Origin of the sequence: Myxococcus sp. AM010 (genome assembly GCF_013372585.1) — a bacterium.
Classification (GTDB): Bacteria; Myxococcota; Myxococcia; order Myxococcales; family Myxococcaceae; genus Myxococcus; species Myxococcus vastator.
Genome location: NZ_JABXEO010000091.1, coordinates 17,207 through 32,299, shown reverse-complemented (window position 1 = coordinate 32,299; position 15,093 = coordinate 17,207). Strand labels below are relative to the sequence as shown.

Sequence of the window (15,093 nt, the reverse complement as noted above, 5' to 3'; positions counted from 1 at the left end):
CGGGGGGGCTGGGCGAGCGGATTGTGCGCACGCGCATCGACATGGAGGCGGCGCTGTTCCTGCTGTCCTTGTTCGTGATGGTGGGCGCGGTGGGGCGCAGCGGCCTGTTCGCCGACGCCGCCGGCTGGTTGCAGGCGCTGCCGATTTCGCCGCTGGCGCAGCTGTGCGTGTTCTTCGTCGCCGCCGGGCTCCTCACCGGCGTCTTCTCCGCCGGCCCCAGCATGGCCGCGCTGCTGGAGGTGGCCGAGCGCCTGGCACAGCAGCATTCTCCGGAGACGGTCTACATCGGGCTGGCCTTGTCGGTGTGCGCCGGCAGCTCGCTGTTCCTGACCGCGGCCACCTCCGGACCGCTGGCCCAGGCGCTCACCGAACGCGCGGCGCTGAGAGACCCGGAGGGGAACCTCATCCGGTTCGGGTTCGCCGAGTTCCTTCCGGCCGGGCTGCTGAGCTTCGCCGTCATCCAGACCGTGGCGATCGCGTGGGGCCTGTTGTCCGCTTGAGCCGCGCGGCGCCATCCACGTCCTTGGCGACGACAACTGCATGGGGCGCTCCGTATCCCTCGTGCTGGAGATGATTCAGGACCACAAGGACGCGGCGGCCAGACCTCACTTCCGTGACGGCGGGAGGCAGGCCAGCGGCAGGGCCCACAGCTCGTCTCCCGTCACGGTGTCGTCCCCTGCGAAGTACACCCGTGAGCCCGAACGGGTGAAGCCGCCCGGGTAGGAGGACAGCGGGCCCGGCACGAGCTCCGCGACGCGCACCGTGCCGGCCTCCGTCCCGTCGCTGCGCCACGCCTCGCGGCCCGTGTCCGCCTGGAAGGCGGTGAAGAACAGCCAGTCGCCCACCGCCGTCATGTCCTGGGGGTCCGAGCTCTCGGGGCCCGGGACGATGTCCTTCACCCTCCGCGTCCCCGAGGCCGTCCCCTGGGTCCGCCACAGCTCGACGTCCACGCCGTCTGCGCCGCCACGGAAGAAGACCTGGCCGCCCGCCGCCACCAGCGAGAAGGGAACCGGCGACACCGTCCCGACGCGCACGGTGCCCGCCGCCGTCCCATTGCTCTTCCAGAGCTCGGGCGTGGGGCCCGTGCTCGTGGCGGTGAAGTACACGGTGTCGCCCAGGCCCACGAAGCCCTCCGGGTACGAGCCTTCGTCGCCAGGGACGATGTCCTTCACCAGCCGCGTCCCCGCGGATGTCCCATCCGTGACGAACAGCTCGCGGCCACCGAATTCGGTGGTGAAGGCGGCGAAGTAGACCTTGTCACCCACCGCGGTCAGGAAGATGGGATTGGCGCTGCCGGGCCCCGGGACGAGGTCCGCGAGCCGGTAGGTGCCCGCGCGCGTCCCGTTGCTCCGCCACAGCTCGGAGCCTGTCTCCGGGTCATACGCGGTGAAGATGACGAGACGTCCCAGCGCCACGAGGTCCCAGGGAGCGACTCCCTCTTTCACACGCGTCGTGCCGCCCCGCGTGCCATCGCTCTTCCACAGCTCCGCGTCGTAGCTGGCATTCACGGCGACGTAGAAGAGCTTCCCGTCCGCCACCGTCAGGCTGCGCGGCGCCGAGCCTTGGGGGCCCGGGACATTGTCCTCCACGAGACGCGTTCCGGCCGCGGTGCCGTCGCTCTTCCACAGCTCGCGGCCGTGCACACCGTCGTCGGCGGAGAAGTAGAGCAGCCCGCCCACGGGCGTCAGCTCCTGAGGGTCCGAGCCGGCGAGTCCGGGGGCGATGTCATCCACGCGCCGAGTGCCCCCCGCGTGCCGTCGCTCCGCCACAGCTCGGTGCCGATGCGGCCGTCATTCGCGGTGAAGTAGAGCGTGCCCCGCCAGTCCACCAGGTTTTCCGGCGTCGAGTCCTCGATGCAGGCGGCGATGTCCCTGACGAGCACGGGCCCCTTGCAGCTCGAATGGAAGTCCGTCACCTCGGGCGTCCCGGATTCGTCGTCCATGGGCGACCCTTCCTCGGAGTCGACGGACGTGCAGGCCAGCCCGGACACGGCGAGCAGCATCACCGCCATGAGCGGCCACCTCCCGCGCCGCCCGCTCAACGCGCTCAACGCGAGCACGGGCAGCCCCAGGATGGCGGCCCAGGGGCCGAGGCCGCCGGCCCCCGTCTCGTGAAGGCCCAGACTCCCCGCTTGGGTGCCGCAGTCGCCCAGCGAGGCCAGCGGCAAGGACCACAGCTCCCCACCGATGTTGTCGTCAAAGGCCAGGAAGAAGACGGACTCGCCGGAGGCGGTGAAGCCTCGGGGATCCGACATGCGAGGCCCCCCCGTCACGGTGCGCATGCGGTAGGTGCCGTCCTCCGAGCCATCGCTCCGCCAGAGCTCGTCACGGCCCTTCGCGTCGCGGGCGGCGAAGAGGAGCGTCCCGTCCACGGCCACCGGCAGGAACGGAACCGAGCTGGCCGCGCCAGGGTTGATGTCCTTGACGAGCACCGTGCCCCCGAGTGTCCCATCGCTCTTCCACAGTTCGACGCCGTGAATGCCGTCGTCCGCGTTGAAGACGAGGCTCCCGTCCAGGGTCGTGCGGAAACGCGAAGGGTCGATGTCGGGGTACGAATCCTCGGGGCCCGGGAAGACGTCCTTGAGCAGGAACGTCCCCGACTCCGTCCCGTCACTCACCCAGGGTTCTTCGCCCGTCGCTGGCGTGCGGGCGAAGAAGAAGAGGCGCCCTCCCGTCGTGATGAGTGCCCAGGGGCTCGAGCTCTCCGTGCCGGGAACGATGTCCTCGACGAGCATCGTCCCCTCGGGCGTCCCATCGCTGCTCCACAGCTCGCGGCCGTGCAGCGCCTCCTCCGCGACGAAGTACAGCGTGTCCCCCACCGCCGTCAGCCAGAACGGTGAGCTGCCCTCCGAACCTTCGGCGATGTCCCTGACGATCACCGTGCCTTCGGCCGTTCCGTCGCTCCTCCACAGCTCGGAGCCATGCGTGCCGTCATCGGCGGAGAAGTACAGCGTGTCCCCCAGGTGGGCGAAGGAAGAAAGAGTCGAGCCCTCCGGCCCCGGAGCGATGTCCGCCACCAGGACGGTGCCCTGCTCCGTGCCATCGCTCTTCCACAGCTCGAAGCCGTGGATGTCGTCCAACGCGGAGAAGAACAACGTGTCGCCCACGACGCGCAGGTTCCTGGGGAACCCGCCCCCCTCACCGGGCTGGATGTCCTTGACGAGGACCGTGCCCCCCTCCGTGCCGTCGCTCCGCCACAGCTCATCGCCGTGCACGCCGTCGTTGGCCATGAAGTAGATCGCGCCGCCCATCACGACCAGCGGCCGGAAGGAAATGAACAGCTCGTCATCGAAGTCGCGGAACGCGTCCTCTGGACCGGGGTAGATATCCTTCACTCGCACCGTGCCGGAGGCCGTGCCGTCGCTCCGCCACAGCTCGCGGCCGTGAAGCGGGTCCGTGGCGGTGAAGAACAGCGTGCCGCCCAGGTCCACGAAGGCGCCGGGCAAGCTCGAGCTCCGTCCGAAGCGGATGTCCTTGACGGGCAGGGCCGGAGCGCACCGCGGCGTCGGGCAGACGGGCACCGGGTGCCGGCGCTCAATGGATTGCCGTGCGTCCGCCGCAGTGCCACGTCCAGCACAAAGACAGACAACAAAAAACGCCAGCAGTCTCCACTTCGACCATCGGAACATCGCGCCCTCCTCGGGGCTTGTGAAGACTTTCAGCCATGGAGCGCTGGAATCTGGGAATGACGTGGAGGACGACAATCCCCCCTCTGCGGGCAGTGCGAGCGCTCCCCGCCGACACCCCTTTCAATCGGAGTCCACGTCGTCCGCCGTGGTTCGACTGGCGCCACCCCGCACCGTGGTGAGCAGCAGGGCGGCGGCGACGTAAACCGGGCGGATCCTGGTGCGCGACGCGAAGGTTCCCCTGCCCGGGGACGACTCCGAGGAGGCGCTCCATCAGGACCGCCTCCTCCACTTGAGCCGGATGGCCGAGAAATTCTTCATCGAGCACCGCGCGCCCCGTAGCGGCATCGCCGCGCAAGTCCCTGGGCGAGCGCTGAGCGGGGCAAACTCCACGCGAAAGCGTCCCGTGTAGACTTCACGGGACGGTGCGGTTCACATGATTTGGGGAAACAGATGGCGGACGTGGGCTCGAACGATCTGGTGAAGGTGGTGTCCCTGCTAGGCGCGGCGGTGGTCGCGGTGCCCGTGTTCAAGCGACTGGGGCTCGGTTCGGTGCTGGGATACCTCGCCGCGGGGCTGGCGATCGGGCCGTTCGGGATGGGCTGGTTCTCCGACCCCCAGGCGGTCCTGCACGTCGCCGAGCTGGGCGTGGTGATGTTCCTCTTCGTCATCGGCCTGGAGATGCGCCCCTCGCACCTGTGGAGCCTGCGTCGGCAGATCTTCGGCCTGGGCACGCTGCAGATCGCCGCCTGCACCGCGGCGCTGACCGGCGTCGGCCTGCTGTTCGGCGATGAGCCGGTGGTCGCATTCATCGGGGCAATGGGCTTCGTGCTGACCTCCACCGCCATCGTCATGCAGCTGCTGGGCGAACGCGGCGACATCGCCCTGCCCCACGGACAGAAGATCGTCTCGGTGCTGCTGTTCGAGGATCTGCTGATCGTGCCGCTGCTGGTGCTGGTGGCGCTGCTCGCGCCGGGCGAGCCCAGCAGCGAGGCTTCGCGCTGGACCTCGATAGGCATTGCCACTGGCGTGCTGGTCACGCTCCTCGCCGCGGGCATCTGGCTGCTCAATCCGTTGTTCCGCCTGCTCGCCGCGGCGCGGGCGCGCGAGGTGATGACCGCCGCCGCGCTGCTCGTCGTGCTGGGGTCGGCGCTGCTGATGCAACTGGGCGGCCTGTCGATGGCGATGGGCGCGTTCCTCGCCGGCGTGCTGCTGTCGGAGTCGACGTTCCGCCACCAGCTCGAAGCCGATGTCGAACCGTTCCGCGGCCTGCTGCTCGGCCTGTTCTTCCTCGGCGTGGGCATGGCGCTGGACCTGTCGGTGGTGCGCGACAACTGGGCGCTGATCCTCGGCGCGGTGCTGGCGATGATGCTGGTCAAGGCGCTGTGCATCTACGCCGTCGCGCGGCTGACCGACTCCAGCCATCACGAAGCGCTCGATCGCGCCACGCTGATGGCGCAGGGCGGCGAATTCGCCTTCGTGCTGTACGCCACCGCCGCCGCCAGCGGCGTGATCGCCGCCGCGCAGAACGCCCACCTCACCGCCATCGTCGTGCTGTCGATGGCGCTGACGCCCGTGGTCGTGCTCGCGGTGCGTCCGTGGCTCAAGCGCCAGGAAGAAAAGATCGACGATCTGGACATCGCCGAAGGCCTGTCGGGCAGCGTGCTGATGATCGGCTTCGGCCGCTTCGGCCAGGTCGCGAGCCAGTCGCTGCTCGCGCGCGGCGTGGACGTGACAATCATCGACAACGACGTGGAGATGATCCGAAGCGCCGGCACGTTCGGCTTCAAGATCTACTACGGCGACGGCACGCGCCTGGACGTGCTGCGCGCATCGGGCGCGGACAGCGCGCAGGTGATCGCCGTGTGCGTCGACAACAAGGAGGCCGCCAACCGCATCGTCGAGCTGGTGAAGTCCTAGTTCGTCCAGGCGAAGCTGCTCGTGCGCTCCTTCGATCGCGAACATTCCCTGCAACTGCTCAACGCCGGCGTCGACATGCAGGTGCGCGAGACCTTCGAATCGGCGATCAAGTTCGGCCAGCACGCGCTGTGCCAACTGGGCGTTCCGCAGGAAGACGCACTGGAGATCGTCGAGGCGGTGCGCCGCCGCGATGCGGAACGCGTGCAGTTGGAGCTGGCCGGGGGACTCACCGCGGGCGCGCGCCTGCTGATCGGCAACATCGCCCCGAGCCCGACGCCGACGCCGTTCACGCCTCCGCGCAAGGCCGCCACGCCGCTCACCCCGGAAACGGCCGAAGCAACCCAGGGCAGGAACGAGTAGGCGCGAGGCGCAGGGGCGCGGCGCCATCGCTGCTGGCGATCGCGCCGTACCAGGCCCTGTCGAGGGGGAGGACGGCAAGCGCACCTGCGCGCCACCACAGGGTGCCCAGGCAGGTCTGAGCCCGCTTTGCCGGGACTGCTTGCTATCCCCCCTGCCATCCGTGCCAGTCTGGCCGGATGAACCGCGTCCTCCTGTTGGCCGGACTCTTGAGCCTCGTTGCGTGCAAGGGCTCCGTCGAGCCAAACACCGACACCGGAGGCCCTGGCAACCCCGGTGAGCCCGGGGGGAACCTGGGCGCCGCGTGCGTGGTGCAGTCGGTGCTCGCCGAGCGCTGCGCCAGTTGTCACGGCGCGCTGCCGACCCAGGGGGCGACGATGCCGCTGCGCACCCTGCACGACATGCGGGTGAGTTCGGCGATGGATGGGAGGCTCAGCAACGCCCAGCGCGCGCTCATCCGCATGCGCGACGACGCGTCTCCAATGCCGCCAGCCTCGCATGAGCGCGCGAGCGCAGCCGAGCTCGCCGCGCTCGAGACCTGGATCGGCGAGGGGATGCCCCTCTGTAGCGGCACGGGTGGCCCGGACGTGACCGTGGTGCCCGAGCCCAACCTGCTCGATCAGTCCGCGCTCTTCAGTTGCACCGAAGGCGTGCGCTCGGATGCGCCGACGCGCATCCGCCGCTTGAACCGGCGCGAGTTCACCCGCAACGTCGGTGGCTCGGTCGAGCGCAGTTGGACCGGGTTCAGCTTCTACGACAACCCGCTCGATCCCAGCGCCATCGAGCAGTACAGCTCCTGGGCCACGGACGAGACGCTGGACGAGGCCACGGTGGAGCTCTTCCTGCCGGTGGTCGGCGCGGCCGCCTCGCCGTGGACGATGAACTACCCGGACGGCAACCGGATGGAGCGTGTCTTCACCGACAGACGCTTCCGCTGCATGTTCGACGACGCGAACCCGAGCGACACCTGCAAGCGCTTCCACCTTGGCCAGATGCTCGAGTTCGGCATCTTCTTCCGCCCGCCCACCGAGGATGAGCTCACGCGCCTCACCGACTTCGCGACCACGGTCATCGCGCAGGAGCCGAGCCACTCCCCACGAAACCGCGCGGACTCCATCACGCGGATCTCCAACGCCGCGTGGATGATGACCGGCGCCATGTTCCGCCGCGAGATGGGCGCCGAGCCGGCCGACGGTCGCGTGGAGCTGACCAGCCTGGAGCTGGGCTCCCAACTGGCCTACGCGCTGGCGGGGCGCGCGCCCTCGGCGACGCCGAGCTTCGTGTGGCCGCACTACTCCGCGCCCCTCGAGGGGCATCTGGCGGACGTGGCGACCGCCGCGAAGGATGGCTCGCTCAAGCAGGATGCGACGACCACCGCGCTGATCGAGAAGTACCTGGGCGGCGTCGACGCCCACCAGAACGGGACACCGCGCTTCGATCTGGTGCAGGACTACAACGAGGAGCAGCGCTCCAAGCGCGGGCAGTACTGGCTGGGTGACGGCGTCGCGGGCTTCTTCCGCGAGTGGCTCGGCTACGCGCACGTGGCCGCGGTGTTCAAGGAGTCCCCGGCGGCGACCTCGCGCTTCGAACTCGAGGGGCTCGGCTACATCAGCTCGGTCTCGTACGACAACCTGCTCACCAACTTCCATCCGCTGGAGCCGACCTTCATCCAGCAGTTCGACGACATGATCGCGCGGGTGGTCGTCGAGGATCAGGACGTGCTGGCGAACCTGCTCACCACGCGCACCTTCTACGTGCCCTCCATGCAGCAGGCGGCGTACGACTCGCACAAGGGCCTCTCGCACCCGTACAACGTCAGCGAGATTCTCCCGGCGACCGTCGCGGGCCGCTGGAAGACGCTGCCCGCCACCGAGCGTGCGGGCGTACTGACCCACCCGGTGTGGCTGGCCGCGCACGGCGGAAACTTCGAGGACGATCCGTCCATCGTCCACCGCGGCAAGTGGGTGCGCGAGAACCTCCTGTGCGGCTTCGTCCCACCGCTCAGCAGCGTGCAGGTGGCAGCCCAGGTCGGCGCTCATGCCGCCGACAAGAACGCGCGCCGCCGCCTGCAGGAGGCGACGGCCGGGTCGCAGTGTCAGGGCTGTCACCGCCTGATGGAGCCGCTCGGCCTGCCCTTCGAAATCTACAACCACGCGGGCTTCCTGCGCGCGCGGGATCACTCGCCCAGCGGAGGCTGGACCACGCCGGACGGGAGCTCGACGCTCACGTCGATGCCGGACCCCGGGCTGGACGGCCCGGTGCGCGACGCGGTGGAGTTGAGCGAGCGCCTGGCGACCTCGCGGCACGTGAAGCGCTGCTTCATGCGGCAGGCCTTCCGCTACTTCATGGGCCGCCCGGAGAACCCGAGCGACGCCTGTACGCTGACGCGGATGGAGCAGGCCTATGATGAGAACAACGGCTCGTTCTCCAAGATGTTGACCACGCTGATGACCAGCGACACCTGGAAGACGCGGCGTGTGCCGCAGGCTGGAGAGTGACCGCCATGTTCTCGCGACGAACCGTCCTGCAGGGCATGGCCGCCGGCCTCTTCGCGCCCTACTTCCGCGACGTCTACGCCCAGTCGCCAGCGCTGCCGGCGCGCCTGGTGCTGGTCCTCGAGTGCAATGGCGTCTACCCCCGCGCGCTCCTGAGCGCGGGCACCCGCGCGGCGCTGGGGGGGCGCGCCAACACCTCCGACCGCCTCTTCTGGGACGCGTACAAGGACACGCCGCTGGTGCGTGAGGGCGACAACCTCGCCAGCGCGATCAGCCTCGGGCCCCTGGCGGCGTCTTCCGGCAACATCGACCTGGTGAACCGCTCCGCCGTGCTGCTGGGGCTCTCGAACCTCATCGCGGGTGGCGGGCACTCCAGCGGGACGGGCGGGCTGAGCTGCGCGGTGAACGGCGCGGGCGCGACCTTCGACGCGGTGATCGCACCTCGCCTGCGCCGCGGTGCACCGTTCGACGTGCTGCGCCTGGGCACCAGCTCCGCGCGCGTGTCGATCGTGTACGAGACCTGCGCGCTCGGACCCCGCAAGCCCGCGGGCATCATCGTCAACCCGTCGCTCGCGTTCGACAGCACCTTCGGCTCGCTGCTCGGCGGCTCGACGAACGGGCGCGATCGCAAGATGCTCTTCGACTTCGCGCTGGCCGACTCGCGCAAGGCGCTGGCGGAGTTCAGCGGCAACTCCAACGAGCGGCTGAAGCTGGAGCGCTACCTCTCCTCGCTCGAGTCGCTGCGCGCGCGGGAGGATCAGCTCGAAGGCATGGCGGAACGCGTGCGGCCCTACCTGCCACTGGCGCCGAAGGACAACCCGCTCATCACCGGCGCGGGCTCACCGCCCGACTCGCTGAAGTGGTTCGAGGCGCAGTTCCAGATCGCCACGGCGTCCCTCCTGGGCGGGCTGACGAACACGGTGGTGCTGGCGACGGGGACCTCGGGCTTCGACGTGGCCTACGGCCCGGACGTGGCCGACGTCCCGCGACACAGCCTGCAGCACGGCCTGGATGCGGGGCAGAACTGGGATCGCGTCGCCGAGGTCACCCGCCGTCACGTGCAACTGGTGGCGAACCTGGCGAGGACGCTGGCCGCCACGCCCGAGGTCGGCGCGAGTGGCTCGATGTTGGATCACACCGCGATCGTCTTCATGTCCGACAACGGCGAGCAGCACCACTCGACCTCGCGTGAGTGGCCGAAGCTCGTGGTGGGCGGCAACGCGCTGGGCCTGAAGACGGACGGGCGCACGGTCGTGTACCCCAAGTACGACGCGGCCCGGAACCGGCAGGTCTCGAACCTCTTCAACACGCTCGGCCACGCGTTCGGAGACGCGGACTTCAACACCTTCGGGCAGGAGGGCAGCACGCGCATCGCGCCGGGACCGCTGAGCGAGCTGTATGGCTGAGCCGTCAGCGTGGGCTGGGCGGGTTCCACGTCATGCTTGAAAGCGCCACCATCGACCAGCTCCGTACGCTCCGCGCGGTGGCCGAGGAGGGCAGCTTCTCCGCGGCGGCCCGGAAGCTCGGCCAGGGGCAGCCCGCCGTCAGTCAAGCCATGCAGCGGCTGGAGAAGCAGCTCGGCCTGCGGCTCTTCGACCGGAGCGGGCGCGTCCCGCGTCTGACGGCGAAGGGAGATGCCGTCGTCGCGGCGGCGCAGCGACTCCACGAGGACATCACCTCGTTCCAAGCGGTGGTGGGCCGGCTCAAGCGCGGCGAGGAGACGAAGCTGTCGCTGGTGGTGGACGCCATGTTCCCCACCGACGCACTGCTGGACTTCGTGCGGGAGCTGGCGCGCACGCACCCGGGTGTGGAGTTGGCGCTGGAGGTGGAGCTGCTGTCCGCGGTGACGGAGCGCGTGCGCGAGCGGCGCGCGACGCTGGGCATCGCCGGCGCGGACCTGGACCTCACCGGCCTGGAGCAGCGCCCCATCGCGCTCCTCAAGATGCTTCCCGTCGCCGCGCCCTCGCATCCGCTCGCGGCGGTGAAGGGCGTCCTCACGGAGGCGCACCTCGCCTCCGCCATCCAAATCGTCCTGAGCGAGCGGCTGTCGGAGGGCAAGACGGGCACGGCGGACCGGGGCGTCATCGGCTCGCGCCTCTGGCGTGTCGCGGACCTGATGACCAAGCACGCGCTCCTCGTCGGCGGCGTCGGCTGGGGCCACGAGCCCGAGCACCTCGTCCGTGACGACCTCGCCGCCGGACGGCTGGTGGCGCTGCGACTGGCGGCCTGGGAGGGAGGTCCCCCACCCCAGCGCCCGCTCGCCCTGGTGCGCCGCAAGGGCACGCCGCTGGGCCCGGTGGCGATGTGGGCCTCGAACCGGCTCACCTCGCTGTGCCAGCTCGCGCTCGGGGGCGCGGACCATCACACGACGTGATGAAAAGCATCACGACCTGGAGCGATTTACAGACGGGGCTCGGCGCTTAGGTTTGGAGCCATGAGCACCACGACCCAAGTCAGCGTCCCCACTTCTCCTCGAGCCACTTCCCGCCCCCGCACCCTGGAGAGTGTCCATGGTGGCGGCGAGCTGCACTGGGTGGGTGACGGCTTCCGCGTCCACACCCTCGTGCCGAGCGGCGGCCTGCGCCAGGAGCGGACCAGTCCGTTCCTGCTGCTCGACTACCATCCGCCCCATGACTACCCCGCGCTGGCGAAGGGCCAGCGGGGCGTCGGCTGGCATCCGCACCGTGGCTTCGCGACGGTGACGCTCGCCTTCGAGGGGCACGTCGCGCACCGCGACAACGCGGGCCACTCCGGCGTCATCGGTCCCGGGGACGTGCAGTGGATGACGGCGGCGTCCGGCATCCTCCACGAGGAGTACCACGAGCACGACTTCTCCCGGCGCGGGGGCACGTTCCACATGCTCCAGCTCTGGGTGAACCTGCCTCGCGAGCACAAGATGTCCGCTCCGGGCTACCAGCCCCTCACGAAGGAGCAGATTCCGGTGGTCCCCGTTCAAGGAGGCGGTGAGGCCTCGGAGCACAGCCGGGTGCGCATCATCGCCGGGAGCTACGGTGACGCGAAGGGGCCCGCCAGGACCTTCACGCCCATCTCCATGCTCGACGTGAAGGTGCGCGCGGGCGAGGACTTCAACCTGTCGCTGCCGTCGAACCACAACGCCCTGGTGCTCGTCGCCAACGGCCGCGTGACGGTGGACGCGGAGCGCATCCGGAGCGGAGAGCTCGCGGTGTTCGCCAACGACGGGGAGACCCTCTCCCTCCGGGCCGACGAGGACACGCACTTCATCGTCCTCGCGGGCGAGCCCATCCGCGAGCCCATCGCTCACACCGGGCCGTTCGTGATGAACAACCACCGGGAACTCATCCAGGCCATCGACGACTTCGAGTCGGGCGCCTTCGGTGGGATTCCTGAGTAACGGGGCGCGCGGCGGCTGACATAGCGCAAGGGGTGCTGGCACCTCCGGGACACACCGTCCCGGGGGCGTCAACGTATCGGCGGGAGAGAGGCCCTGTTGAGGGTGAGGGCTGAAGCGGAGGGGCCGAGAAGGGCCGCTGACGGGGCCTCCCGAGCGATGCTCCCGGCCGTGCCCGTGTGGGCGCTGTGTCCATGGTGCCGCCCGCGAGGCGTGGGAGCTCGCCACGGATGCCGACTTCATCTGCGACGGGTGCCTCAACGGCATCCACCTCCGCGGACTCACCACCCGGGAGGAAATCCTCGAGGTGCTCGGCGTCCCAACGTCCCTTTTGCAGTTCCTCCGCGCGGTGAGGCAGCGCGAGGCAATCGGCTCGGGTCCGTGAGCTGCTCGGCGGGCTGTGGGAAAGTGCGCGTTCGCCTGCACTCGCGTGCCATTCAATAGGCGGCGCGTCGGGTGTGTGCTTCCGGGTATGCCCGCCCTCGCTCGTAGCGTCCCACTTCGGATGTTCGGTTCCGAGCCGAAGAAATGGCCGCAGGAGCTGGATTTGCCGCCCTGCGAGTACTGCGGGGGGCCGTGGCACACGCTCGCAAGGCGATGGGGCGACCACCTTGGCAACTCCCGTGAGTTGCGTGACAACCTCCTGGCGGAGCGGGAAGCCAACGAGCATCCTTGGTACACGGGGCGCTGGTCAATCGCCGCTCACCACCTCATCTGCTCCGAGGCCATGGCGGAGGATGAGCAGTGGGCGAAGCTCTGCCGAGACTTCGGCTACGACATCAACCGGCGGGAGAATGGGGTCATGCTGCCCATGGTAATGACGGTGGCGTGCGAGCTCCATGTCCCCATCCACATCGGTCCTCATGCAGGAGGGTGGGCCTTCGACATGGACCTGGCGTACCCGAATGCTGTGAAGCTACTGCTCTCAGGGTTTGCCCGCGCCGTCGCGCGCGGGCGTTTTTGTGCCGACCCCGCCGGGCTCACGAAGGAGTTGGACAGGCTCAGTCGCACCATTCTCAGCAAGCTGGTGAGCGGCCAATGGAGCCTCACCACGGACGGACTCGATTACCTGGCCGGCGGCAACGGGTGTGCTGGTGCGTCGAGTATCCAGGACAAGCCGAGGCGCTCCTGCCCGCGCGGGCGCAAGCACAACTCGCGTCATGGGGGCACAGGGGCGCCTCTCGTTCGACGGACGCTTCAGGTGGGGGAGTAGGCGATGCAGAATGACTACTTCGTCCTGATGCGCGAGCGTTCCCAGCAGCATCCGCTGCTGACGTGGGACCAGGAGTACCTCCAATTCTTGAAGCCTTCACCGGTCAGGGTCAGCGCGCCCGTGAGGCTCAAGCTGGGGGAGCCCGTCCCCCCGCGGCCCGTCATGGTGGACCACCACAGTCTGCCATCACCCGTCGTCTCCACGCGACTGAAGGAGGCGCTCGACGCGGCCGAGCTTCCCGGTGTCCAGTTCGTCCCGGCGGACGTCCAGGCTGGTGACGCGGTGCTGCGCTACTGGTTGATGCACATGTGGCGGACCATCCCGTGCATGGACCGGCAGCGCTCCGTCTTCGAGGAGACCGAGGTGGGCCACGTCCTTCTGAGCCTCGACAAGCTCGTCCTCGACGAAGCCGTGCTCCAGGAGGTGCCGCTAGAGGAGCGGCGCGCCTTCATGCTGGAGGAGGACACCGTGCACCTCTTCCACCGGACGGTGGTGGACCGGGCGCTGTCCCTGTCGCCACCTCCGGTGGGGCTTCGCTTCATCCCCGTGACGGAGTGGGGCGCCTCGTCGGCGTTCCGCTGACGCGGCCCACCGGAGCGCAGAGCTCAACCTCAAGGCGGGACAGAGCGGCGGGCCGCTGATACGGCGGATTGAGCAGCACGTGCGCGAAGCTGCCCGCCGCGACTGCGTCACCACCCGGCGCAGGTCCCCTTGCACCAGCGACACCTCGCGCTCACAGCGGTTGAGACGGGTCCAACGTGAAGCGGTAACCCAGACAGCGTTGCAGCACCTGCACGCTGCCGCCACACATCGAATCCAGCGTCTCCCCGGGCCCCGGTTGGAGCTCAAGCGAAACACGCCGGGGAAGATTCTCCGGCGGGCCTTGGCTCAGAAGCCTCACGCAAACCCGTCAGGCTTCCCGGTCCAGGTAGAGCAGCCCCGCCGGCGGCAACGGTTCGACCCGCAGCGTGCTGGGTGGCAGCGTCGCCTGCGCCTCCATCACCGCGCGCACCTCCCACAGCGGTGGCGGGTTGAGGGCGAAGCCCGCCTGGAACATCCCCGACTCCACGCCCTGCACCAGCGACTCCAGCCCCTGCACCGGGTACACCTGCGCGTGCCCCGGCGCCTCCGGATCCTTGATGCCCAGCACGGTCCGCAGCACCAGCGCGTTGAGCAGCGCCAGGTCCAGGCTCCGCAGCGTGGGATTGCGCGGCGCTCCCTTCAGGTGCGCCAGGTCCAACCCCTGACGGAACCGGAGGATGCGGCCTCGCCCTCCCGGCAACACCAGCAGCACCGCGTGGTGCCCGCTGATGAGCGTGGCCAGACGCTCTCGCGCCACCGCCAGACCGCGCGGTGTTTTCAGCGGCTCGTCCAGCTCATAGACGCGCGCATACGCCGTCACCAGCGTGAGAAACGTCTCCTCCTTGAAGGTCTCAACGCCCTTGAGCGCCCGGTGGATGGGCAGCAGCTCCAGCCCTGGGTCGGACAGTGGCACCACGGCCGCCAGCGTCGGGCCGCGCTCATCCAGCGCCGCCAGCGGGCGCATGGGCGCTTCATCCAGCACGGCCTGGAGCCGCTTCGACACGGGCGAAGGCTCGATGCGCCGCAGCGACAGCGTGTTCTGCCCGTAGCGCCCTTCCCACACGACGATGGCGCGCTCGGAGGCCTCCGCGAGCAGGCCGCGCAGCACGCCATGGTCATCCGCCGTCAGGGTGACGGCGGGCTCCGCTTCCCAGGCCCTGGGCCGGTACGGGTCATGCTCCAGCGAGGCACCCGCATCCGGGTTCAAGGCACACAGGAGGAAGCGCACCGGTGGGCCGCCGAGCTTGCCAGCGGGCCCCTGCACCTCCACCAGGTACATGGCGGGGCGTGAGTCCCTCAGCAGCGCGCCCGAGTCCCGCAGGCGCCGCAGCTCCGCCGTGGGGTTGGCCGCCTCCATCAGCGGCCGGACGTGGGACGGCTGAGGGACCGCGTTGCCACGCGGCACGTAGCTGCTGGGCTCCAGCGAGGGCTGCAGCGAGGCGAGGAGGGCCGAGAATGGATTGACGCGCGCCATGTCGGGGGGAAGTTGGTGCCTCCTGCCCCGCCGTGCCATGGCGCTCGCCAGGTTGCC

The 15,093-nt window shown here is 69.5% G+C and carries 12 protein-coding genes; 9 read left to right on the top strand and 3 right to left on the bottom strand.

Features of this window, described 5'->3' with window-relative positions; translation table 11 throughout:
* Positions 1-500: SLC13 family permease (locus HV826_RS30570; protein ID WP_368671027.1), on the top strand; the 500-nt coding region annotated here is incomplete at its 5' end.
* 105 nt (positions 501-605) lie between these two features.
* On the opposite strand, the gene HV826_RS30565 is transcribed toward HV826_RS30570, so the two are convergent.
* Positions 606-1,733 (bottom strand): ELWxxDGT repeat protein, encoded by a 1,128-nt coding sequence (locus tag HV826_RS30565; RefSeq protein ID WP_217918849.1) that lies wholly within the window; start codon positions 1,731-1,733, stop codon positions 606-608.
* Positions 1,685-3,445, bottom strand: a complete 1,761-nt coding sequence (locus HV826_RS30560; protein ID WP_176420591.1) for an ELWxxDGT repeat protein — start codon at positions 3,443-3,445, stop codon at positions 1,685-1,687. The genes HV826_RS30565 and HV826_RS30560 overlap by 49 nt, the downstream gene beginning before the upstream one ends.
* A 633-nt stretch (positions 3,446-4,078) precedes the next feature.
* Here HV826_RS30560 and HV826_RS30555 point away from each other — a divergent pair.
* From HV826_RS30555 to HV826_RS30525, 8 genes are all read left to right on the top strand, one after another.
* Positions 4,079-5,545: a monovalent cation:proton antiporter-2 (CPA2) family protein gene (locus HV826_RS30555; RefSeq protein ID WP_255217495.1), complete on the top strand. Its 1,467-nt coding sequence runs from the start codon at positions 4,079-4,081 to the stop codon at positions 5,543-5,545.
* Positions 5,546-5,566: 21 nt separating this feature from the next.
* A complete protein-coding gene (locus HV826_RS37570; RefSeq protein ID WP_255217494.1) occupies positions 5,567-5,905 on the top strand; it encodes a hypothetical protein in 339 nt (112 codons plus the stop codon).
* Between the two features lie 176 nt (positions 5,906-6,081).
* Entirely contained in the window at positions 6,082-8,400 is a 2,319-nt protein-coding gene (locus tag HV826_RS30550) for a DUF1588 domain-containing protein (protein WP_176420590.1), read from the top strand.
* Between the two features lie 5 nt (positions 8,401-8,405).
* Complete coding sequence (locus HV826_RS30545; protein ID WP_176420589.1) at positions 8,406-9,803, top strand: DUF1552 domain-containing protein; 1,398 nt, start codon at positions 8,406-8,408, stop codon at positions 9,801-9,803.
* 32 nt (positions 9,804-9,835) lie between these two features.
* Complete coding sequence (locus HV826_RS30540) at positions 9,836-10,771, top strand: LysR family transcriptional regulator (protein ID WP_176420588.1); 936 nt, start codon at positions 9,836-9,838, stop codon at positions 10,769-10,771.
* A gap of 60 nt (positions 10,772-10,831) precedes the next feature.
* A complete protein-coding gene (locus HV826_RS30535) occupies positions 10,832-11,770 on the top strand; it encodes a pirin family protein (RefSeq protein WP_176420587.1) in 939 nt (312 codons plus the stop codon).
* Positions 11,771-12,272: 502 nt separating this feature from the next.
* Entirely contained in the window at positions 12,273-12,980 is a 708-nt protein-coding gene (locus HV826_RS30530) for an AHH domain-containing protein (protein WP_255208328.1), read from the top strand.
* 3 nt (positions 12,981-12,983) lie between these two features.
* A complete protein-coding gene (locus HV826_RS30525) occupies positions 12,984-13,562 on the top strand; it encodes an imm11 family protein (protein WP_176420586.1) in 579 nt (192 codons plus the stop codon).
* Positions 13,563-13,890: 328 nt separating this feature from the next.
* On the opposite strand, the gene HV826_RS30520 is transcribed toward HV826_RS30525, so the two are convergent.
* The gene (locus HV826_RS30520) at positions 13,891-15,036 is read right to left on the bottom strand and encodes a DUF1015 family protein (protein WP_176420585.1); all 1,146 of its coding nucleotides are present in this window, start codon (positions 15,034-15,036) and stop codon (positions 13,891-13,893) included.
* Positions 15,037-15,093: the final 57 nt, after the last annotated feature.

Excerpts from the sequence above, each read along its gene's own strand:
- HV826_RS30545 (WP_176420589.1), top strand. The coding sequence starts at position 8,406 with ATGTTCTCGCGACGAACCGTCCTGCAGGGCATGGCCGCCGGCCTCTTC.
- HV826_RS30520 (WP_176420585.1), bottom strand. The coding sequence starts at position 15,036 with ATGGCGCGCGTCAATCCATTCTCGGCCCTCCTCGCCTCGCTGCAGCCC.
- HV826_RS30525 (WP_176420586.1), top strand. The coding sequence starts at position 12,984 with ATGCAGAATGACTACTTCGTCCTGATGCGCGAGCGTTCCCAGCAGCAT.
- HV826_RS30530 (WP_255208328.1), top strand. The coding sequence starts at position 12,273 with ATGTTCGGTTCCGAGCCGAAGAAATGGCCGCAGGAGCTGGATTTGCCG.
- HV826_RS30540 (WP_176420588.1), top strand. The coding sequence starts at position 9,836 with ATGCTTGAAAGCGCCACCATCGACCAGCTCCGTACGCTCCGCGCGGTG.
- HV826_RS30550 (WP_176420590.1), top strand. The coding sequence starts at position 6,082 with ATGAACCGCGTCCTCCTGTTGGCCGGACTCTTGAGCCTCGTTGCGTGC.
- HV826_RS30555 (WP_255217495.1), top strand. The coding sequence starts at position 4,079 with ATGGCGGACGTGGGCTCGAACGATCTGGTGAAGGTGGTGTCCCTGCTA.
- HV826_RS30535 (WP_176420587.1), top strand. The coding sequence starts at position 10,832 with ATGAGCACCACGACCCAAGTCAGCGTCCCCACTTCTCCTCGAGCCACT.